The sequence below is a fragment of the Cobetia sp. UIB-001 genome (genome assembly GCF_044789135.1).
In the GTDB taxonomy this organism is placed as follows: domain Bacteria; phylum Pseudomonadota; class Gammaproteobacteria; order Pseudomonadales; family Halomonadaceae; genus Cobetia; species Cobetia amphilecti.
In genome coordinates, this window is record NZ_CP058244.1 from 1,740,697 (window position 1) to 1,760,972 (window position 20,276).

18 protein-coding genes are annotated in these 20,276 nt (G+C 64.0%); 15 read left to right on the plus strand and 3 right to left on the minus strand.

All coding sequences use genetic code 11. The features are described 5' to 3' along the window. Nucleotides 1-31 precede the first annotated feature (31 nt). Nucleotides 32-868: a FadR/GntR family transcriptional regulator gene (locus HA399_RS07385; protein ID WP_404326651.1), complete on the minus strand. Its 837-nt coding sequence runs from the start codon at nt 866-868 to the stop codon at nt 32-34. 230 nt (nt 869-1,098) lie between these two features. Here HA399_RS07385 and HA399_RS07390 point away from each other — a divergent pair, with 230 nt between their 5' ends. Continuing rightward, nucleotides 1,099-2,496, plus strand: a complete 1,398-nt coding sequence (locus HA399_RS07390) for an NAD(P)/FAD-dependent oxidoreductase (RefSeq protein ID WP_404326653.1) — start codon at nt 1,099-1,101, stop codon at nt 2,494-2,496. A 191-nt stretch (nt 2,497-2,687) separates the two neighbouring features. On the opposite strand, the gene HA399_RS07395 is transcribed toward HA399_RS07390, so the two are convergent. After that, nucleotides 2,688-3,914 carry an L-lactate dehydrogenase gene (locus HA399_RS07395; protein ID WP_404326655.1) on the minus strand — a complete coding sequence of 409 codons (1,227 nt, stop codon included), beginning with the start codon at nt 3,912-3,914 and terminating at the stop codon, nt 2,688-2,690. 258 nt (nt 3,915-4,172) lie between these two features. Between HA399_RS07395 and HA399_RS07400 the strand changes: the two genes are divergently transcribed. From HA399_RS07400 to HA399_RS07465, 14 genes are all read left to right on the plus strand, one after another. Beyond that, entirely contained in the window at nt 4,173-6,068 is a 1,896-nt protein-coding gene (locus HA399_RS07400; protein ID WP_404326656.1) for a phosphotransferase, read from the plus strand. Beyond that, nucleotides 6,061-6,963, plus strand: coding sequence for a GAK system ATP-grasp enzyme (locus tag HA399_RS07405; RefSeq protein WP_404326657.1), 903 nt, complete (start codon nt 6,061-6,063; stop codon nt 6,961-6,963). The genes HA399_RS07400 and HA399_RS07405 overlap by 8 nt, the downstream gene beginning before the upstream one ends. After that, nucleotides 6,960-8,153 carry an HprK-related kinase B gene (locus HA399_RS07410; RefSeq protein WP_404326658.1) on the plus strand — a complete coding sequence of 398 codons (1,194 nt, stop codon included), beginning with the start codon at nt 6,960-6,962 and terminating at the stop codon, nt 8,151-8,153. Before HA399_RS07405 ends, HA399_RS07410 begins: the two co-directional genes overlap by 4 nt. A 2-nt stretch (nt 8,154-8,155) precedes the next feature. Then, nucleotides 8,156-9,148 carry an NUDIX domain-containing protein gene (locus HA399_RS07415; protein WP_192838152.1) on the plus strand — a complete coding sequence of 331 codons (993 nt, stop codon included), beginning with the start codon at nt 8,156-8,158 and terminating at the stop codon, nt 9,146-9,148. Between the two features lie 117 nt (nt 9,149-9,265). Continuing rightward, nucleotides 9,266-9,982, plus strand: coding sequence for a histidine phosphatase family protein (locus HA399_RS07420; RefSeq protein ID WP_404326661.1), 717 nt, complete (start codon nt 9,266-9,268; stop codon nt 9,980-9,982). 279 nt (nt 9,983-10,261) lie between these two features. Further along, a complete protein-coding gene (locus HA399_RS07425; protein WP_054555997.1) occupies nt 10,262-11,554 on the plus strand; it encodes a metallophosphoesterase in 1,293 nt (430 codons plus the stop codon). A gap of 20 nt (nt 11,555-11,574) precedes the next feature. Next, on the plus strand, nt 11,575-11,856 hold the full coding sequence (locus tag HA399_RS07430; RefSeq protein WP_404326663.1) for an amphi-Trp domain-containing protein: 282 nt from the start codon (nt 11,575-11,577) through the stop codon (nt 11,854-11,856). Between the two features lie 166 nt (nt 11,857-12,022). Further along, the gene (bla, locus tag HA399_RS07435; RefSeq protein ID WP_404326664.1) at nt 12,023-13,018 is read left to right on the plus strand and encodes a class A beta-lactamase; all 996 of its coding nucleotides are present in this window, start codon (nt 12,023-12,025) and stop codon (nt 13,016-13,018) included. A gap of 215 nt (nt 13,019-13,233) precedes the next feature. Continuing rightward, nucleotides 13,234-14,340, plus strand: coding sequence for an NADH:flavin oxidoreductase/NADH oxidase (locus tag HA399_RS07440; protein ID WP_404326666.1), 1,107 nt, complete (start codon nt 13,234-13,236; stop codon nt 14,338-14,340). A gap of 434 nt (nt 14,341-14,774) precedes the next feature. Further along, complete coding sequence (locus tag HA399_RS07445; protein ID WP_209443786.1) at nt 14,775-15,647, plus strand: DMT family transporter; 873 nt, start codon at nt 14,775-14,777, stop codon at nt 15,645-15,647. A gap of 300 nt (nt 15,648-15,947) precedes the next feature. Further along, complete coding sequence (locus HA399_RS07450) at nt 15,948-16,904, plus strand: NAD(P)-dependent oxidoreductase (protein ID WP_404326667.1); 957 nt, start codon at nt 15,948-15,950, stop codon at nt 16,902-16,904. Nucleotides 16,905-17,044: 140 nt separating this feature from the next. Next, complete coding sequence (locus tag HA399_RS07455; protein ID WP_197738731.1) at nt 17,045-17,794, plus strand: class II aldolase/adducin family protein; 750 nt, start codon at nt 17,045-17,047, stop codon at nt 17,792-17,794. Nucleotides 17,795-17,881: 87 nt separating this feature from the next. Continuing rightward, nucleotides 17,882-18,556 (plus strand): TetR/AcrR family transcriptional regulator, encoded by a 675-nt coding sequence (locus HA399_RS07460; RefSeq protein WP_404326668.1) that lies wholly within the window; start codon nt 17,882-17,884, stop codon nt 18,554-18,556. Nucleotides 18,557-18,558: 2 nt separating this feature from the next. Further along, complete coding sequence (locus tag HA399_RS07465) at nt 18,559-19,743, plus strand: pyridoxal phosphate-dependent aminotransferase (RefSeq protein WP_404326669.1); 1,185 nt, start codon at nt 18,559-18,561, stop codon at nt 19,741-19,743. 163 nt (nt 19,744-19,906) lie between these two features. Here HA399_RS07465 and HA399_RS07470 read toward each other — a convergent pair whose 3' ends face one another. Next, complete coding sequence (locus HA399_RS07470) at nt 19,907-20,125, minus strand: TIGR02450 family Trp-rich protein (protein ID WP_043332808.1); 219 nt, start codon at nt 20,123-20,125, stop codon at nt 19,907-19,909. Nucleotides 20,126-20,276: the final 151 nt, after the last annotated feature.

A 20,276-nucleotide genomic window follows, 5' to 3' on the forward strand; every position in this document is an offset into this window, starting at 1 on the left:
GTTTCGGTCTGGATTCGATTTCGGCTGCGGGTCAGGTTCTGCTGTCGGCCATCAGCTGCGCGGGGGTGACGAGCAACTGGTCGGCCATTTCCCCCTCGAGTGCCGTCATGTGGTGCTCGGCATCCTGCATGTGTTCTGTCATGAGCTGTCTGACCTGCTCATGGTCCTCGTGGCGAAACGCCGTGATCAGGCCCGAGTGGTAATGCTGATTGGCCTGGTCGAACTGCTTGCGCTCCGGCAGGTAGGCTTTCTTGATGACGACCAGCTCATGCAGCATGTCGTTGAGGAACTGGCACATGAAGCTGAGCAGCGGGTTGGGGCAGGCACGGGCCAGCACCTGATGGAATTCGATTTCCAGAAAGCGCTGGCGCCGCTGGTCCTCTTCCTGTGGCTGGTGGCAACTGCAGTCATGGACATTGTTCTCGAGCGCCACCAGGTCTTCTTCGCTGAGCAGGCCCACCACCGAGACCGCCATCTCGACTTCCAGCAGTCGGCGTAGCTGATAGACCTGGGCGCCATTGAGCGTCTTGAAATGCAGGAAGCTTCTCAGCATGCGGCTGGCCGGCTCCATGCTCGGCGCATTGAGCACGGCGCCGCCATTGGGCCCCGTCTTCAAGGTGATCAAGCCCTCGACCTCGAGAATCTTGAGGGCTTCGCGCAGCGTGCCCTTGGCGCAGCCGTACTGGGCCATCAGCGCCTTCTCGTTGGGCAGCCGGTCGCCTTCGCTCAATCCATCGCGCACGATGCTGCGCCTCAGGTCATCACTGATCAGCTCGGCCAGCTTCTGCCGCTTGGGCAGGTGGGCGCCGGGGGCGTTGGCACTGGTGCTGGCACGTGAAGTGTCCAGGGGGGGAGGCGATGTCGGCATGCGATGTCCTGAGCGGCAGCGAGTCAGTTATATTTATTCGTATAAATAAGCTTTAGTCGCGGACTCGAGCGCTGTCAAACCCCAAGGTGGCCTCAAGCGTTGCGCAGGCGATCACGCCGATGATGCGTCGCATCAAAGGCAGCGCATTGGCGAAGTCATGCGTGTCAGTCTTGAAAAGCGCCTGGTCTGACATAAGGTTTCCATATTCGACCCCGCTAAAGGAGGCCTCTATGGAAACGCATGATCCTCAGCCAACGCGCGACGCCGATATCGTCATCGTCGGTGGCGGTGCCGGCGGACTGGAGCTGGCGGTTCGTCTTGCCAAGGCAGGCCACAAGGACGTCTTGCTGATAGACCGCGACACCAGTCACGTATGGAAGCCACGACTGCATGAGATTGCGGCGGGCCTCGGGCGGCGTCAGGTCGATGAGCTGGGGTATGCCGGTCTGGCCGAGCAGTGGGGGTTCCGCTATGAGTGCGGCACACTCGAAAGCGTGGACCCTGAACAGCGCCAGATCACCCTGGCCGCGATCCCGGGCAGGGAAGACCACGCGAGCGCCGAGGTGCCGGCGCGCGTCAGGGGCTATCGTCAGCTGGTGCTGGCCCTGGGCGGTGTGACGCCGGACATGGGGGTCGAGGGTGTGCTGGAGCATGCCTGCCTGCTGGATTCCCCTGACGATGCCGAGCGCATCGCCCAGCAGTTCTCGCGTGGCCTGCTGGCCAACCATGTGGCGATGGAAACAGCACCGACAGGCGAGGCTGGCGTGTCAGCCAACCTGGACGGCGCCAAGGATTCCCCGGGGCGGCCGTATCAGGTGGTGATCGTCGGTTCCGGCGCCACCGGTGTCGAACTGGCCGCCTACCTGCATGAGGCGCGTGGCATGCATGACGCCCCTGCGCCCACGGGCGCGAAGGTCGAGATCACGATTCTCGAGGCCACCGAGACCTTCATGCCCGGTGTCTCACAGGAACTGCGCGAGTCGATCCATCAGCGACTCGAGGAGCAGGGCATCAAGATCGAACTGTCTCGTCAGGTCGCCAAGGTGTCCCCCGGCAGTGTCGAGATCAGTGAAGGCGACGAGTCGGTGACGCGGGACGCGGATCTGGTGGTCTGGGCGGCAGGGCGTGTCGGGCCTGCCATCGTCGAGGAAATCGATGCCCTGGAAAGCAACAAGAAGCGTCAATTCACGGTGACGTCCGGGCTGCAATGCCTCGGCCACGACAGCATCTTCGCGCTGGGCGATTGTGCCAACATCGATGAGGCGCCGCTGCCGCCCACCGCTCAGGTGGCCAGCGAGCAGGCCGAGTTTCTCGCCGATGAACTGCCGCGTCGCCAGCAGGGTGAGCCGGCTCAGGCCTTCGAGTTCAAGGACCGCGGTACCTTGCTGTCACTTTCCAGCGCTGGCAGCGTCGGTGAGCTCAGCGGCAAGTTGAGTGACAAGCTGGGCAATGCCCAGGGCAGCAAGGGCAATGATGATCTGCAGGTGAGAGGACGCTTCGCGCGTGCCGCCTATCAAGGCCTGCAGCGCCAGCACCAGTTCCTGCTGCTGGGGCCGCTGAAGGGCTCCGCCGAGGTGGTCAGTGACGTGCTGCGCCGAAGCATGGGGCCGCGCCTCAAGGTGCACTGAGTCTTGAGCGGATCTTGAGTGTGCCCTGAGAGGGTCTTGAGTGATTCTAGAGAGGCGCTTGAGTGAGCTTTGAGAGAGCCGCCACCCAGTAATGACAGGCCGACATGCGCCGTGGTGGATTCCACTGGTGCATGTCGGCTTTGTGCTTTTCAGGGTGTTATCGCTGCGCCGTCGTATTCAGGAGGTCGTGTTCAGGAGGTCGCGCCCAGCGCGTCATGGGGTTCCTGGCGGCGTGATGCTCGCGCTGCTTCGGCTTCGCTCTGCGAGCTGGCCAGTGGATAGGTGCCGGGCCTGAGAATCCGCGTGTCCACGTCATGGATATCACGCAGTCCGCACAGGGCCAGCGTGGTGTCGAGTTCCTTGTGGATGATCTCCAGGGACTTGGTCACGCCTTGTTCGCCCATGGCGCCGAGCCCATAGAGGAAGGCGCGCCCCAGATAGACGCCCTTGGCACCCATCGCCACCGCCTTGAGCACATCCTGTCCTGAGCGGATGCCGCCGTCCATGTGGACCTCTGTCCTGTCGCCGACTGCCGCGAGAATGTCCGGCAGGGCGGAGATGGAGGAGGCGGCACCATCCAGCTGACGTCCGCCGTGGTTGGAGACGATCACCGCGTCGGCGCCTGCCTGCACGGCCAGCTCGGCATCTTCCGGCTCCATGATGCCCTTGATGATCAACTTGCCGCCCCAGCGGTCCTTGATCCACTTGATGTCGTCCCAGCTCAAGCTCGGATCGAACTGGCTGGCGGTCCACTTCGAGAGGGAGCTCAGGTTCTCGGCATCCTTCACGTGGCCGGCGATATTGCCGAAGGTGTGGCGCCTGGTCTTGAGCATGCCGGCGCACCAGCGCCACTTGGTGGCCAGGTCGAGCACGGTCGCCACGGTAGGGCGAGGGGGCACGCTCAGGCCGTTGATCAGGTCCTTGTGGCGCTGGCCGATGATCTGCAGGTCAGCGGTGAGTACCAGCGCGGAACACTCCGCGGCCTTGGCGCGATCGATCAGCCGTCCGATGTAATCCTTGTCGCGCATCACGTAAAGCTGGAACCAGAAGGGTCGTGAGCTGACGGATGCGACGTCTTCGATGGAACAGATGCTCATGGTCGAGAGCGTGAAGGGGATACCGAAGTCACTCGCTGCGCGCGCGGCCAGCATCTCGCCATCGGCATGCTGCATGCCGGTCAGGCCAGTCGGCGCGATCGCCACCGGCATGGCCACCTCCTCGCCCAGCATCTTCGTGCGCAGAGTGCGATTGTCCATGTCGACCATCACCCGTTGGCGCAGCCCGATCGCGGCGAAGTCGGCCTCGTTGGCCCGATAGGTGGACTCCGTCCACGAGCCGGAATCGGCATAGTCGTAGAACATCTTCGGCACGCGGCGTTTCGCCAGGCGTTGCAGGTCATTGATGCAGGTGATGGTCATGCGGGTCTCCATCCGTGGTGGGTCGCGCGGGGGCTGGCAGGGTAGCTTGCGCTACTGTCACCGAATCCGGTCTTGTCCAGCTATAGGCGATACGTCTAGGGGGAAGCGTTCGGGTGGTGGAATTCAATGAAAAAACCGCTTTTCAGCCCGGCCGACCACCCACAAGACAGTCGATTCCTCCAGCGCGTGTCGCGGATTGTCATCTTTGCGTGGAATAATAAGGCATTGGGATGATTTCCGAGTGGATGGAGAGATGGCATGGATCAGGCCTGGCCTGAAAGCACGCGCGACAACCTTCGATTTCTGTGTTCGGAAGTGGATAGCCAGTATGGCTGGCTGCAGGCCTTCGTGTCCGCGCCGACGGCGGCCATGGCGCGCAAGCTGCTGGAGCGCCAGGGGTACGCCGAGAACCTCTGCCAGCGTATCGAACAGGCATGCCCTGAAGCCCGAAACCACAAGCGCTCGCACGCGCGGGCCCGCTTCCAGCAGAGCCTGGTCGAGGTCGCCAGTGGTCTGGCACGGCTCAGTGAGCTGGCGCGCAGTTGTCTGGAGCAGCTGATTCGCGTCGATGATGTCCAGCTGGTCGATGATGTCGTGCTGGTCAAGTCGCTGCGCCGTGTGCGTCGCGGCATTCTGCGCAGCGAGATGTCGCTGGAGAACGGCTCCCTGTCCCTGGCCCTGAAGCTCGCGCGCAGTCGCGAGAAGCTGAAGCGGGACAGTGAAGGCCGCATCCGGGCACTCACCGGCCAGCTCAAGAAGAAGCGCGCTCCCGCCGAAGACCTGACACATCTGCTGTTCGTGGCCCGGGAAATCAGCCAGATGGGCGAGGTGCTGGGGCAGTTGGGGGAGGCGGTCATCTCGGCAACTCTCGGTCAGTCACTCAACTTCGAGCGCTATGCCTCGCTGACGCACCTGGTCAATGAACTCGGCGATGGCAGTCAGACGGCGGGCGAGATGCGCGTCGACACCCTGGCCGAGACACGTTCCGGCAGCCGGATCTCTGGGATTGCCAGCGAGAAGCCCAGTGAGAGGGCTGTTGAGAAGGTCAGTGAGAAGGGCAATGACAAGGGCAAGCCGGCCAACGACAAGCAAAAGGGCAGCAAGGCTGGCGAGTCAGGGGGCGGCAAGCAAAAGGGCAGCAAGCAAAAGGGCAGCAAGCAAAAGGGCAGCAAGTCAAAGGACCGCAAGACTGACGCGAGCGAGTCAAAGGGCAGCAAATCCAAGGACCGCAAATCCAGGGACCGCAAGCCAACCGGTGATCTGCCGCTGACCTCGCCGGAGTATCTGGCCATCTTCAAGGATGGCCTGGGGCGCAAGGTCGAGGAGGAGCGTCAGGGCGTCGAGCGCTGGCACGACATCTATCCCGGCATCGCCCCCCGCATCCTCTCGCATCATCAGCAGGGCGACAGCGCGGCACTCTTGATCGAACACCTGCCGGGCATGACCCTCGAGCATCTGTTGATCAACGAATCGTCACGCCTCAATCGTACCGCCCAGCAGGCGCTGGTCGAGACGCTTCACTCGGTGTGGACCACCACCCGCCGCGACAAGCCGGTCACTGCAGGGCACATGCGCCAGCTGCTCAAGCGGCTGAGTGATGTCTATCAGATCCATCCGGAATTTCGCCACTGCGGTGCCTCGCTGTGTGGGCGCGAGATGCCCTCGCTGGAAGCGTTGATCGAGCAGGCCGCTGGTCTAGAACGTTCGCTCGAGGCCCCCTTCGCCGTCTATATCCACGGCGACTTCAATGTCGACAACATCCTCTTCGATCCGGCGAAGCAGAGCATCCGCTTCATCGATCTTCACCGCTCGGCCTATCAGGACTATGTGCAGGACGTGTCCGTGCACATGGTGTCCCATTACCGTCTTCAATTGACGGATGCGGCGCTGCGGGCCCGTATTCTGGCGCTGGCCCTGAGTTTCGGTCAGCAGATGCGTCGCTTTGCCCATGAGCAGGGCGATACCACCTTTGAATGGCGTCTGGCACTTGGCCTGGCGCGCTCCTTTGCCACCTCGACACGTTTCATCCTCGATGCCGGGCTGGCAGGGCGCATGTTCAACCGCGCACGCTTTATACTCGAGCATGTGCTTGGCGCCGACCCTGAACGGCCGGCCGATTACCGTATTCCCCTGGAGGAGTTGTTCGTTGACTGATTTCAAGATTGGCGTCGTGGGTATTCCCGGCAAGTGGTCGACCGAAGTGCTGGCGGATGCCATCGAAGCACGGACGGGCTTTCGTCTCGTGATCGACATGGCGGCCGTCTCGCTGGACCTGACCCGCAACTGCCTCGAATTCCGTGACTCTGCCGGAGTGCGTCATGACCTGACCGAGCTGGATGCCCTGATCGTCAAGAAGATCAGCGCGGAATATTCCCCGGGCAGCCTGGACCGCCTGGAGCTGTTGCGCGTCGCCGAAGCCAGGGGCGTGCGTGTCTTCAGCAGCGCGGAAAGCATGATTCGCCTGATCGACCGCCTGAGCTGCACCGTCACGCTGGCCAATGCCGATATCCCGATGCCGGCCACACTGGTCACCGAAGACGTGGCGACGGCCTGCGAGACCGTCAAGCGCTTCAAGGCCGCCGTCTTCAAGCCGCTTTTCTCCACCAAGGCACGGGGAATGTGCATCATCGAGGACACCGGCGATGATGCCGCGCTAGAAGCTGCCGTGCGTGAGTTCGCCGCCGAGCACCCGATGATGTATCTGCAGCAGCGCCTCGACCTGCCGGGGCAGGATTACGGCATGGTCTTCGTCGGTGGCCGTTATCTGTGCAGCTACGCCCGTGTCAGTGGGGGCGATGCCTGGAATACCACCATCCATGCCGGTGGCAAGTACGCACCCTTCGAGCCCTCCGAGGAGCTGATCGCGCTGGCGCAGCGTGCCCAGGCGCCGTTCAAGCTCGACTTCACCACCGTCGATGTCGCGCTGACCGACGATGGCCCGATCATCTTCGAAGTCTCGGCCTTCGGTGGCTTCCGCGGGGCGCTGGAAGGTGCCGGTGTCGATGCGGCCACCGCCTATCTCGATCACGTGATGGAGTGTCTGGCATGAGCGCGACGACCTGTGACAGCCCGGCCAGCCTTGCCACGCTGCCCTTTGCAGAGTGGACGGCCGCCGCCTGCTTCACGGCGCTGACGCCGTCGCGCCAGTGCCTGAGCGAGGTGCTGCTGTTCGAGGTGGATGACTTTCGCCTGTGCGTGATGACGGACATGCCACGGCTGCTGCAACGTCTGGCGACATATTTTCGCCATTGCGCGCGCATCGTGGCGCTCGACACTGTGCCGGGGGGAGCCAGGCTCGTGCATGTGCTCGAGGCGCCGGCCCTCAAGGACACGCCAGCGGCAGCGAGACTCGGCATCGTGCCCGAGGCCTTCGTCGATTGGATGCCGGAGCCCGGCAAGACACGCCGCAAGGACGCCATCATCGACCTGGCCGACGGGCGCCTGATCCACAAGGTGCGCACGGGCATGGCCTTTCTGCGCAGCAACGACCACAACCTGGCGTTCGGGCCCTGTGAAGACAATGAAAGCCAGGTGATCAACTTCCTGCTCAATCTGCACATGTCGTATCTGCAGCAGAATGACGGCTTGATCTGTCACGCCTCGGCGCTGTCGAAGGGCGATCGCGCGGTGGCCATCGCCGCTTTCTCGGGCGGCGGCAAGTCCACCACCATGGTGAAGGCGCTCGACAATCCCGAGTTCGACTTCATCAGCAATGACCGGCTGTTCCTGGACCGCCCCGGGCGGGAGGGAACGCTGCGTGCACGCGGCGTCGCCAAGTTGCCACGCATCAATCCCGGCACCATGCTCAACAATCCGCGTCTGCGCCCGCTGCTGGACCCCGCGCGTATCGCAGGCTATGAAGCGATGCCGCAGGAAGCGCTGTGGGACCTGGAAGAGAAGCACGATCTGATCATCGAGGACGTCTACGGGCCCGGGCGTATCCGCGCCAGCGGCGAGCTTGCGGCCATGGTGATACTCAACTGGACGCGTGGCAGCGAGGCGCCGCTCGAGGTGCGCGAGGTCGAGGTCAGCCGCAGCGAAGCGCTGATACGCGCGGTGATGAAGACACCGGGGCCCTTCCATCAGCAGCGGGATGGCCGTTTCGTGCCCAATGGCGCAAGCCTTGATCCCGCGCCGTATCTGGAGCGCCTGGCGGCAACCCGCGTGCTTGAGGTGACCGGGCGCGTGGACTTCGCCGCGCTGGTCGAGAACCACCTGACCCCCTTGCTGGAGGCTTGAACATGCGTCGTGAACTGCTGTTGATGCGCCACGGAAAGTCGGACTGGTCAGTGGCAGCTGACGACTTCCATCGCCCCCTCAAGGAGCGCGGCAAGCGCGGCGCCCAGCGCATGGGAGCCTGGCTTGCCCAGGAGGCGCTGGTACCGGATGCCATCCTGAGCTCGCCGGCCCTTCGCGCGCGTGCCACGGCGGAAAAGTGCGTGAAGTCGATGGGCCTTGGCGTCGACATGATCGAGCTCAAGCCTGCGCTTTACTGCGAGGACGAGGCGCCGCTGCTCAAGACGGTGCGCGCCTGCCCGGACAGCGTGCAGCGACTGATGATCATCGGCCATAACCCGGCATTGGAAGATGCGCTGGTCTGGCTGACCGGCAAGCGTCCGCGTCCGCCCAAGGAGACCAAGCTGCTGCCGACGGCGGCGGTGGTCAAGCTGACCTTCGAGGGGCGCTGGGAAGACCTGCGCTCCGGCCAGATGAGCCTGGAGCTGATCCAGCGCGTGCGTGCCTTGCCGGATGGCTTTCCCTGGCCATTCCCGGCCGGTGAGGAGCGCCGCGAACGCCCCGCCTATTACTACCGCCAATCGGCCGTCCTGCCCTGTCGTCTGCAGGGGGAAGGCGATGATGCCCAGTGGGAGGTGCTGTTGATCGGCTCTTCCTCCAACCGTCACTGGAGCCTGCCCAAGGGAATCGTCGAGCCGGGCATGAGTCCGCTTGAATCCGCGCTCAAGGAAGCCCGCGAGGAAGCGGGCATCGAGGCGGAGGCGCTGGACCACGCAGCGCTGGAATTCAGTTACGAGAAGTGGGGCGCTCCTGTCGCGGCCAGTCTGCACGCCGTGAGAGTCGTACATGAGCAGGAAGAGAGCGAACGGGAGGAGCCGCATCGCAGTCGGCGCTGGGTGGCGGCGGAGGTCGTGCCGAGCCTGTTGAAGAACCACGAGATGGGGCACGCCGCCATGGCATTGCTGGCACGGCTTGAGCAGTCGCGCCAGGCGACGTGAGCGCGGGAGACTGGTGCCACCAGCTCCATTGGCGCCACTTGCACCGTACGTGTCGACGCATGGCGAGGACCGCCAGCATGAATCAATACCGAGTGAAGACGGGAAGAGCGACGGCCGATGACTGATGAACCGACAATCCGACGTGTGGCATTGATTCGTCATGCCGACTATCACCAGCAGATTGATACCCCGAGCGCGCTGCAGCCGTTTCCCTTGACCCGTCGCGGTGAGCGTCAGGCGCGTGAGGGAGCCGAGGAAGTGCTGGCGCTGTGTCAGGCACATGGCTGGCAACCGGCCAGCACGGTACATGCCTCCAGCCTGTTGCGTGCCTGGCAGACGGCGCAGGTGATGAACGAGGTCATGGGAGACAGGACAGAGCGTGAGTTCTCGCTCATGGCACACGATGCCCTGTGGGAGCGCAGTCTGGGCAGCGCCGCCAATCTGACCACGGCACAGATCGCCGAAGCGGTGCGTCATGACCCGCGCGTGGATTTCCTGCCGGCCGACTGGAAATCCAACAGCCACTTTCGCCTGCCGCTGCCGGGGGCTGAATCCCTGATGCAGGCCGGTCAGCGGGTGGCCGGCTTCATTGCTTCGCTACCGGCTCCCACATCACCCCCCCCATCGGGCGCCTCGCTGACACTGGTCGTCGGCCATGGCGCGGCGCTGCGGCATGCGGCGCATCTGCTGGGCGTGCTGGACTTCGACCAGATTGCCGGGCTGAGCATGCACCATGCGCGGCCGGTGGTCATCGAGGAAACCCCGTCAGGGGCATGGCGGCATGTGGCTGGCGAGTGGAAGGTGCGCCAGCGTCACGAGCCCGCGCAGGACTGAGTTGGCGGCCAGCCGGCGGGATACTGAAGTGCCGTGAGCGGGCGGGGTGCTGGAGAGCAGGGGATGGGCGCAGTCATTGACAGCAGAGAGACAGGCCAGCGCACCAGCGTGATGCGAGCCTGTCATCTTTCTGTGATCAAACGGTCATAAGCTTGTCGCCCTGTGCTCGTGACCTCATTCCACATTCCCTCGGATGGTCCCCAAGGAGCGGCAAGGCGCTTGCTTGCCACAAGCCGGTGAGTTCAACGAGGCAAGCAGATGCCACAAGGAGATAGCCCAATGACCCTCAGTCCCCCCATGAGCGACGCCGTACCGCGTTACCGAGGCCCGACGCGTTATCTGAAGGCGCTGCCCAGTCACGCGGCTCAGTGGCCCGAGACACATCAGCACCTGCGCGCCGGTGACAAGGTGTCCCGCGCCGCTCGCAAGCTGGGCAGCAAGGACTGGCCACGCCGCGATGTCATCTTCATCTCCGATGCGCATGCCGACGCTGAAGCCTTCATCGCGTCTCTGGTGGCCAGTGGCGGTGTGCGCCTGACCTCACGGGACAACCTGGTGTTGACGGCGCGGGGCAAGCGCAGTGTCTTCGTCATCGGCGGTGACTGCCTCGACAAGGGCCCCAGCAATCTGGAGCTGCTGGAAGCCCTGCGCACCTTGATGCGCAGCGGGGCACGTCTCAAGTTGCTGGCGGGCAATCACGACATGCGGCTGATGCTGGCGTTGATGCGGCTGAGTCATGATGATTCGGCGCGGACCGATCATCTGTTCGTGCGCATGGGCGCCAAGGGGCTGGCGCTGCTCAAGGAAGTCTTCGATCACTATCTCGCGGACAGACCGCGGGCGATGAAGAGCATTCCCTCGCGAAGTGAATGCCGTCGGCGCCTGTACCCGGGGCCGGACTGGGCGGAGCAGTTTCGCAAATCGGCAGGCCATGTGCTCAAGGGGGAGGCGCTGGAGAAGGAGATCACTCGCCTGAGCGCCAAGGCCGATGGCTTCGAGCATGCCTGTGAGAAACATGGCCTCTCGTTGCGCCAGACCTATGCCGCCGCGCTCAAGGCCCATGAGCTGTTTCTCAAGCCCGGCGGGCGCTTTGCCTGGTTCTTCGACGAGATGCGCCTTGCCTATCGCAGTGGCGCCTTCCTGCATGTCCACGCAGGCGTGGACGATGCCTTCGCCAGACGACTCGGCCGCCAGAAGGTCTCGCAGGTCAATCAGGAATTCCGGCGCATCCTGCGCGAAGACCCGTTCACCTTCTATTACGGTGAGCTGGCCAATGTACTGCGCACCAAATATCGCAAGAGCGACATGGTGCTGAGCGCCGCGGGCGTCAAACGCCTGCACAAGGTCGGCATTCGTGCCGTGATGCATGGTCACGTCAATCATCAGGCGGGCCAGCAACTGGGCTGGCGCCACGGGCTTCTGCATATCGAGGGCGACGTCACCCTGGATCGCAATTCACGCCGCAAGGAAGGGCTGGATGGCGTGGGCATGGGGGCGACGCTGATAGAAGCCTGTGGACGCATCGTCGGCATCAGCAATGACCATCCCGAGGTCAAGGTCTACGCGCCCTGAAACACGCACAGGAGAGGCAGGTGAAAGACGACAAGCAGGACAAGTCGCTGTTCCGACATGAGTCATTGCAGTCCATCGATGGCGTTCAGGACATTTTCAAGGCCATCATCAAGGGGCTGGGCAAGGGGCTGCTGTCATTTCGCGATGAGGACGGCGAGATACGGCTGGCACCGCGCGGCCTGATGACTCTCAAGGTCACGGCGCGGCGAGAGGATGATCATCATCGCCTCGATATTCGCCTGTCATGGCATGCCAAGCCCGGCGCCAAGCGCAACAAGACGCTCAAGGTTCTCGATGAGTGAGGGCAGCGTGCGCTGGCATTGACCTAGATCAAGTCTCTGCCAGACCGCGGCCCGCGGTGAGATGGCCGACATGTCCGCGCTTACGCGACTATGGTACATGTAGCATGCTGCATATTGGGTCGTGTCTTGCGACACGGCCGCTCCCCATGATCAGGACATGTCATTGATGCCTTCAACTCCTCAGCGCCGGTGCGGTGCTGATCACCCCTCGTTCCGCTTGCACTCCGCCAGCCTCGCGGCAAAGCCTGCCGCCAGGCCCACAAGGCGCTGGCAGCAGTGGCTGGCGGCCGCCGCGCTTGCCTGTCTGCCGCTGGGCGCTCAGGCCGCAGACGATGCGTTGGCCGCTGACAAGTCGCTCTCGGCCTCGGCCATTCAGGCCATCGAATCAGAGGTCGGCGCGCGAATCGGTGTCAGTGTTCTGGATACCGCCGATGGCACCCGTTTCAGCTGGCGGGGGGATGAGCGCTTCCCCATGAGCAGCACCTTCAAGGTGCTGGCCTGTGGTCATCTGCTCTCACGGGTGGACGAAGGCCAGGAATCGTTGTCACGCAAGGTGGAGATTCGCCCGGCGGACCTCGTGACCTATTCCCCCATCACCGAGCACCACACCCGGGATGGAGGCCTGACGCTCGAGGTGTTGTGCCATGCCACCATCACGACCAGCGACAATACCGCGGGCAACCTGATTCTCGACGCCCTGGGCGGCCCTGCCGCACTGACGGCCTATCTGCGGCGCCTGGACGATGACAGCACGCGGCTGGACAGACGTGAAACGTCGCTCAATGAGGCCACTCCCGGTGACCCGCGCGATACCACCACGCCGCACGCGATGGCGGCCACCCTGCAGCGACTGCTGGTGGGGGATGCGCTGAGCGAGCCATCGCGCCTGGCTCTGCAGGGCTGGATGCTGGCCAACACCACCGGCGATGACAAGCTGCGGGCGGCCTTGCCCGATGACTGGCAGATCGCGGACAAGACCGGCGGCGGGGGATATGGCACCAACAATGACGTTGCCATCCTGTGGCCGCCGTTGCGTGCCCCGTTGATCGTGGCGGTCTATCTGACCGAAAGCGAGGCGGACCTGGCAGCACGCAATGCCGCGATTGCCGATGTCGGGCGTCTGCTGGTCAAGGAAGTGCTGGAGGGTGAGGTGAGTCGCTGATGCTGAGGCGAGTCGCTGATGGTGGGGCGCTGGCAGGGCGTGAGTGAAGCATGGGCAACTCAGCGTTGCCGTCATCACGGCCAACCTGCGCTTGTGGCGCCTGCCCGGTGCCCGCATTGTGCTTGCACTGCATCGGCTTTGGCAGCACGGACCATCTCGCCATGTTCGCGCCTGCGTCTTGCCGAACCCGCCCTGTCTGCCTCCAGAGGAACTCCATGTCCACACTGTTTTCACCGCTCACCCTCGGCCCGCTCACGCTGGACAATCGCATCATCATCGCGCCCATGTGTCAGTACTCCGCCGAGGAGGGCCAGATGCAGGCCTGGCATGATCAGCATCTTGGCAATCTCGCCCAGTCCGGGGCTGGGCTTCTGATCTTCGAGGCCAGCGCCGTCGCCCCGGAAGGGCGCATCACCCATGGCGATGTCGGGCTCTACGATGAGGCATGCCAGCAAGCCATGCAGGGAGTCGTCGAGCGTATCCGCCGCTATTCGCCGATGCCGCTGGCGGTGCAGATCGGTCATGCGGGACGCAAGGCATCCTGCCAGAAGCCCTGGGATGGCGGTGCCGCCATCGCGCCAGGCAACGACAATGGCTGGCAGGTACTTGCCCCCAGCGCGATTCCCTTCAGCGAAGGCGGGCCGCTCCCCGAGGCGATGAGTGGCGAGCAGATCCGCCGCACCATCGCGGACTTCGTGGCGGCGGCGCAGCGCGCCGTCGACATCGGCCTGGACGGCATCGAGCTGCATGCGGCGCATGGTTATCTGCTGCACGAGTTCCTGTCGCCGTTGAGCAATCAGCGCGATGATGACTACGGTGGCTCGCTCGAGAATCGCATGCGTCTGACGCTTGAGGTCTTTGACGCCGTGCGGGCCGCGATCCCGCAGCATGTGATGCTGGGCATCCGGATCAGCGCGACGGACTGGGTCGAGGGCGGCTGGGACCTCGAGCAGAGCATCGAACTTGCCAAGGCGCTGGACCGTCGTGGCTGCCACTATCTGCATGTCTCCAGTGGCGGGCTCAGCGCGCAGCAGCAGATTCCGGTAGCGCCCAACTATCAGGTGCCGCACGCCGAGGCCCTGAAGGCGCAGGTGAAGATGCCGGTGATTGCCGTTGGCCTGATCACCGAGCCGCAGCAGGCCGAAGATCTGCTGGCGAACGAGCGTGCCGATGCCATCGCGCTGGCGCGTGGCATTCTCTACGACCCGCGCTGGCCGTGGCACGCGGCCGCTGCGCTGGGTGACACTGTCAAGGCCGCGCCCCAGTACCTGCGATGCCAGCCGCATGGCCTGAAGTCGCTGCTGGAGAATCAGCAGGACTGAGCCGTGTGAAGAGACTTTGAGGACTGACGCCCGCGTTCACGAGCTCCTGCTTGCTGATCGCGGGCGTCTTGCTGTGCGAGGCTTGCCGTGAAGTTCTGGCTTTCCTTGACGTTCAGATTCGAGCGCGCCGGGCGCCTGACGCCATATCTTTCGTCTAACAAGAGCGCTGCCAGCGCATCACTCGAGTGCCGGATAGCGTGGCCTTGCGCCATCATGGGGGTTTCTGAAACGCCTCTTTGCGGCAATCGCGCCTGTTTCACCTCAAGCGCAGGGTGCAAGACTTGATGGCGTGGTGGCAGGACGATGCTACCGATGATCAAGCGGACCCGCTGCCTGCCGTGGGGTGATGTTGCAGCGCGATACGCGCTTGATCCTGGCCGCCAGACCGTCTGGTGAATGTGACTTGAAAGACCAAGGGGGCTTGAGTGGACAATATGCGTGGTAGTGTTTTCATGGTCATCGCGATGGCAGCATTCGCGGTGGAGGATCTGTTGTTCAAGTTGGCGGCGGGGCATACCTCGACCGGTATCACCCTGATGCTGTTCGGTCTCGGCGGCATGCTGGTCTTCATGCTGTTGACCTGCCTGCGCGGTGAGTCCCTCATGCCTGCGGCGATCTTCTCGCGTCCGATTCTGGTGCGTGTCATCTGTGAAATCATCGCCCGCAGCAGCTTCGCCCTCGCCATCACCCTGATGCCGCTTTCCACTGCCTCCACCATCCTGCAGGCGACGCCGCTGGTCGTGGTGGCCGGGGCGGCACTGTTCTTCGGGGAGCGCGTCAGCCGCAAGCGCTGGCTGGCAATCGGTGTCGGCTTCATTGGTGTATTGCTGATCGTGCGCCCCGGCCTCGACAGCTTCAACATGACCTCACTGTTTGCGGTGATCAGCACGATCGGCTTCGCCGGACGGGACCTGGCGACGCGCGGCGCGCCGGCGTCGCTGTCCAACGTCCAGCTCGGCATCTACGGCTTTCTCGCCCTGATCCCGGCGGGGGGGCTGATCGCTCTCTACCAGCAGACCCCGCTTGCGTATGCGCCCGAGGCGACCTGGCTGATCGTGGGTGCCGTGATACTCGGGGTCATCGCCTACAACGCCTTGACGATTGCCATGCGCAAGGGCGAGGTCTCGGTGGTCACGCCATTTCGCTATACCCGCGTCCTGTTTGCCTTGGCGCTCGGGGTCATGGTGCTGGGGGAAAGCCTCGATGCCATGACCTTGCTGGGCGCCGCCATCGTGGTCGCAAGCGGTATCTACATCGTCACCCAGGGCAAGCAGCGCCCGCCAGTGGCGAAGGTGGCCTCGCTGTGAACCCCCTCGCTGCCATCAGGCTGGCAGCGGCAGGCTATCATCACCGCTGACGCCAGCAGCACCATCGACCAGATGACACATGAAAAAGGAGAGGCGCTTGCGCCTCTCCTTTTGTCGTTGTGGCGCGCATGTTTCATCCAGATCAGTGCGGTGACGGCAACACCCCATCGATCAAGGCATTGGCAAGGCGATGAGGGAGCAGGGGAGCACGTGACGGTTGGCAGTAGTTATACGATTGTGCAATAGTGAGGGGAAATCCATGGCAACCCACTCGCTGCCAGTCGTGTCAAAGGAGAGCCAATGCCAAGCCAAGCCCCGATTCTGGGTGTCTATCTGAGTGAATCCCTGGACCTGGACAGCGTCTACGGTGAAGCACTGCGCCAGCTGGGCGACGATGTCGTGCTGCGTCATCCGCATGAGATCGAGGTCCCGAGCGAGGTGCGGTTCGCCATCTGCTGGCAGCCGGGGGAGGACGCCTTCACGCCGTACCCGAATCTTCGGCTTGCCATGTCGATCGCGGCGGGGGTGGATGCCCTGCTGGGGCATCCGGGGCTCTCGGCCGAGGTTCATGTCGCACGGGTGCGCGACCCGCATCAGGCGTATCTGATGGCCGGTTTCGCCGCTCACGAGGTACTGCATCGCGAGCGCGAGTTCGCCGTCATGGCCGACAATGCCATGCGTGGCGAATGGCAGCCGTTGGCAATGCGTGCGCCAGAGAAGGCACAGGTGGCCGTGCTGGGCCACGGCAGCATGGGGCGCGCCGTGGTCACTTCGCTGTCGACCCTGGGATTCTCGGTGACGGTCGCCTGTCGCAGCGAACCGGCTGCGCCGGTGCCGGGTGTGCGTTACCTGACCGGTGACGCTGCCGTCATGGCGGCGGCCGACGGTGCCGATTACCTGATCAATATCCTGCCGCTGACCCCGGTGACCGAGAACGTGCTGAATGCTGCCTTGTTCGCCCGGCTGCGCCGTGGCGCCTGGCTGGTGCAGATCGGCCGCGGCGAGCACCTGGTGGAAGCGGACCTTGAAGCCGCGCTCGATTCCGGGCAACTGGCAGGCGCGACGCTGGATGTCTTCCGCGAGGAGCCGCTGGCGCCCACTCACCGCTGGTGGCAGGACGCGCGCCTGCGCATCACGCCGCACGTGGCCAGTGACTCGCTCCCCGAGGTGGTGGCCGAGCAGGTGGTGGCCACGGCGCGTGAGTTGCGCGATGGGCTGCCGCTCACGCTGGGCGTGGATCGCCAGCGCGGCTATTGAGGGCCGCAGCGATTGAGACCCGCGGCGATTGAGGCACGCGGCGCTTGAGCCCCGAAGGTGAACGCTTCAATGCCTCTCAAGGCTCAGCCGAGCCTTTCTCGACCCCAGACAGCGACATTGTGACCACAGGAGACAGCAACATGCCGGCATCGACCATGAGTGACGCGGAGTGGCAAGCACGCCTGGACCTGGCGGCCTGCTACCGGTTGGCAGCGCACTACCGCATGACCGACCTGATCTACACCCACATCACGGCGCGGGTGCCGGATGAGGAAGGGCATTTTCTGATCAATCCCTACGGCTGGCGCTGGGAGGAGATCACGGCGTCCTCGCTGGTCAAGATCGACGTCAACGGCCAGAAGGTCGATGACAGCGCCGCGCGGGTCAATCCGGCCGGTTTCACCATTCACTCGGCGATTCATGCGGCAAGTCACTCAGCCAGCTGGATCATGCATACCCATACCCGCGCCGGTGTGGCGGTGTCGAGCCTGGAAGAAGGGCTCTTGCCCCTGAATCAGATCGCCCTGCAGTTCCATGGCCGCGTCTCCTACCACGATTACGAGGGTATCGCGCTGGATCTGGATGAGCGCGAGCGCATCGTGGCGAGCCTTGGCGACAATCCAGCGCTGATCCTGCGCAATCATGGCCTGCTGACCACCGGCGCCTCTGCCGCCGAGATGTTCAACAACATGTTCTATCTCGAGCGCAGCTGCGAGATCCAGGTCGCGACCCTGTCCATGGGCCAGCCGGTGCGCCGCCTCTCGCCCGAGATCTGTGAGCATGTGGTCGGTCAGTACGACATGGCCATCCACGAGGAGGGAGATCTGGCGCTGGAGTGGGAGTCTCATCTGCGACTGCTGGAGAGCCTTGGCTGTGATTATCGTTGTTGATAGCAGGCGCGCTGTTGAAGGCATCGTCGCTCGAGAGGCCATCGAGTGCCTGATGCGCGGGCCCGCGACCGGACGGGAGACATCACGATGAGTCGCAAGGCATTCCAGCGGCTTTCCCAGGACCAGCGTCGTCGCGACCTGCTGGAAGCCACCCTGAGCTGTGTCGCGCAGCATGGTCTGGCCGGCGCCAGCGTGCGCCGCGTGGCGGAGGCTGCCGGGGTCTCGCCCGGACTGATTCGCCACCATTTCGGCACCAAGGACGACATGGTGCGGGCCGCCTACGCCTACATGATGGGCCAGTTGACCTCCGATATCGCCGATGCCAGCCCGGCCAGTGATGAATCCCCGGCGTGTCGTCTGGCGCGCTTCATCGCGGCGAGTCTCACGCAGCCCAACCTGGCCGCCCACAAGATCTCCCTGTGGGCGACCTTCATCGGCCGGGTACGCCACGATGCCAGCTATTCGGCGGTGCACCAGGAAACCTATCGCGAGTTTCTCGACCTGCTCGCACAGCTGGTCCAGCCGGTGTTGAGTGCCCATGCGCTGCCCGCCACCGAGAGCGAATGTCAGGAGCAGGCGATCGCCCTCAATGGCTTGATCGATGGCCTGTGGCTGGAAGGCGGGCTGGAACATGGCCTCTATCCGGTCGAGCGGCTGCCCGCGATCGCCATGCGGGCGGCAGAGGGCATTCTGCGGCTGCCACAGGGCGCCTTGCTTGAGCACGTCGCTATCACGACATCACCCCCACCTCACAGGAGTTGAGCATGCGCTACGCCACCATTACCGAACGACTGAGTGATCTGGGCGGTGACAAATGGGCCGTTCACAGCGCTGCCCGCCAGCGTATCCAGGCCGGCGAGCCGATCATCGAGCTGACCATCGGCGAGCCGGATATCGCCACGCATCCGGCCCTGGTCGAGCACTGTGTCGAGGCGCTGCGCGCCGGTCGTACCCGCTACTCCGATGGCCGTGGCGAGCCGGGGCTGGTCGCGGCGCTGGCCGAGCGCTACGCGGCGCGCATGCCCGAGATCAGCGCAGACAACGTGCTGTGTTTCCCCGGCACGCAGACGGCGCTGTTCGCGGTGATGCTGGCGCTGGTGGAGGAGGGGGCCGGCGTACTGACCGGCGACCCCTACTACGCGACCTATGAGGGCGTGATCCGCGGCGCCGGCGGTGACCTGCAGCCGGTACCGCTGCGCATGGAGCATGGCTTCGTGTTGCAGCCGGAAGATCTGGCCGCGGCCATCACGCCGCAGAGCCGTGTGTTGCTGCTCAATACGCCGCACAATCCGACCGGGGCGGTGATGGATCGGGCGACCCTCGAGCACATCGGCGCGCTATGTCGCGAGCATGATCTGTGGATCGTCTGCGATGAGGTCTATGAAGCGCTGATCTTCACGGGCGAATTCGTCTCGCCGCTGGAAATCGAGGCACTGCGTGAGCGCACCGTGGTGGTGTCCTCGATCTCCAAGAGCCATGCCGCCACCGGCTTTCGCAGTGGCTGGGCCATCGGCTCGGCGGAATTCTGTCGTCGGCTGTTGCCTGTCTCGGAAACCATGCTGTTCGGCAACCAGCCCTTCATCGCCGACATGACCGAGGCCGCGCTGCGCGGAGATTTCGATACCACCGAGCGTCTGCGCGACTCTCTCGGGCGCCGCGCGCGTCTGGTGCATGAGGCGCTGGCGGCCATCCCGCAGCTGTCCTCCAGCCTGCCCCAGGGCGGCATGTTCCTGATGGTCGATGTCTCACGCACCGGCCTGAACGGCGAGCAATTCGCCTGGCGGCTGCTGGAACAGCAGCAGGTGGCGGTAATGCCCGGCAGCGTCTTCGGTGATTGCGGTACGCCGCTGGTACGTGTCGCTCTGACCGTGCCGGACGACAGCCTGCTGGAAGCGGTGCAGCGCATGGCGCTGCTGTGTGACCAGCTGGAAGCCGAGGTAGTGGCCTGAGATCTCTTCTCAGCGCCTTGCGGTCAGTCTCAAGGCCAGCCAAGGCCAGGCAAGGTCAGGCATCACCCCGTTTCATCCTCTGTTGCGTAGACGCAGAAACGCCGCCCTCGGGCGGCGTTTCTGCGTTCAGCGATGCTCACGGCTGGTCATCATTCCCAGCCCGTCATTTCCAGCCCATCTGCCAGACATCATCTGCCTTGAGCTCGCGCCAGGCGAGGGTGTAATCCCTGCGTGTCAGGACCGCCTGCAACACGACCTCGACCACATGTTCGTCCTGCTCATCGCGGATCAGGCGCGTGACGATGAAATGGCGCTCACGCTCCCGGGGCGACACGGCGGTCCATTTGCTCTGCAACAGCTTGTCGGGGTTGATGCGATTCATGCTGGTTCCTCAAGAAACGGTTGGCAGGTGCGTGCCACTCCTGTCAGTGCTAGTGAAGTCAGTGCTGGTCAAGTCAGTGCTCGGCAGACAGGTGAGCGCCAGGTGGGCTTACACCGAGGGTGGGCTCTCGTTGAGCAGTTGCCACAGCGAC

Excerpts from the sequence above, each read along its gene's own strand:
- HA399_RS07445 (WP_209443786.1), top strand. The coding sequence starts at position 14,775 with ATGCGTGGTAGTGTTTTCATGGTCATCGCGATGGCAGCATTCGCGGTG.
- HA399_RS07440 (WP_404326666.1), top strand. The coding sequence starts at position 13,234 with ATGTCCACACTGTTTTCACCGCTCACCCTCGGCCCGCTCACGCTGGAC.
- HA399_RS07455 (WP_197738731.1), top strand. The coding sequence starts at position 17,045 with ATGCCGGCATCGACCATGAGTGACGCGGAGTGGCAAGCACGCCTGGAC.
- HA399_RS07420 (WP_404326661.1), top strand. The coding sequence starts at position 9,266 with ATGACTGATGAACCGACAATCCGACGTGTGGCATTGATTCGTCATGCC.
- HA399_RS07410 (WP_404326658.1), top strand. The coding sequence starts at position 6,960 with ATGAGCGCGACGACCTGTGACAGCCCGGCCAGCCTTGCCACGCTGCCC.
- HA399_RS07450 (WP_404326667.1), top strand. The coding sequence starts at position 15,948 with ATGCCAAGCCAAGCCCCGATTCTGGGTGTCTATCTGAGTGAATCCCTG.
- bla (WP_404326664.1), top strand. The coding sequence starts at position 12,023 with ATGCCTTCAACTCCTCAGCGCCGGTGCGGTGCTGATCACCCCTCGTTC.
- HA399_RS07470 (WP_043332808.1), bottom strand. The coding sequence starts at position 20,125 with ATGAATCGCATCAACCCCGACAAGCTGTTGCAGAGCAAATGGACCGCC.
- HA399_RS07465 (WP_404326669.1), top strand. The coding sequence starts at position 18,559 with ATGCGCTACGCCACCATTACCGAACGACTGAGTGATCTGGGCGGTGAC.
- HA399_RS07425 (WP_054555997.1), top strand. The coding sequence starts at position 10,262 with ATGACCCTCAGTCCCCCCATGAGCGACGCCGTACCGCGTTACCGAGGC.
- HA399_RS07385 (WP_404326651.1), bottom strand. The coding sequence starts at position 868 with ATGCCGACATCGCCTCCCCCCCTGGACACTTCACGTGCCAGCACCAGT.
- HA399_RS07460 (WP_404326668.1), top strand. The coding sequence starts at position 17,882 with ATGAGTCGCAAGGCATTCCAGCGGCTTTCCCAGGACCAGCGTCGTCGC.
- HA399_RS07400 (WP_404326656.1), top strand. The coding sequence starts at position 4,173 with ATGGATCAGGCCTGGCCTGAAAGCACGCGCGACAACCTTCGATTTCTG.
- HA399_RS07415 (WP_192838152.1), top strand. The coding sequence starts at position 8,156 with ATGCGTCGTGAACTGCTGTTGATGCGCCACGGAAAGTCGGACTGGTCA.
- HA399_RS07390 (WP_404326653.1), top strand. The coding sequence starts at position 1,099 with ATGGAAACGCATGATCCTCAGCCAACGCGCGACGCCGATATCGTCATC.
- HA399_RS07395 (WP_404326655.1), bottom strand. The coding sequence starts at position 3,914 with ATGACCATCACCTGCATCAATGACCTGCAACGCCTGGCGAAACGCCGC.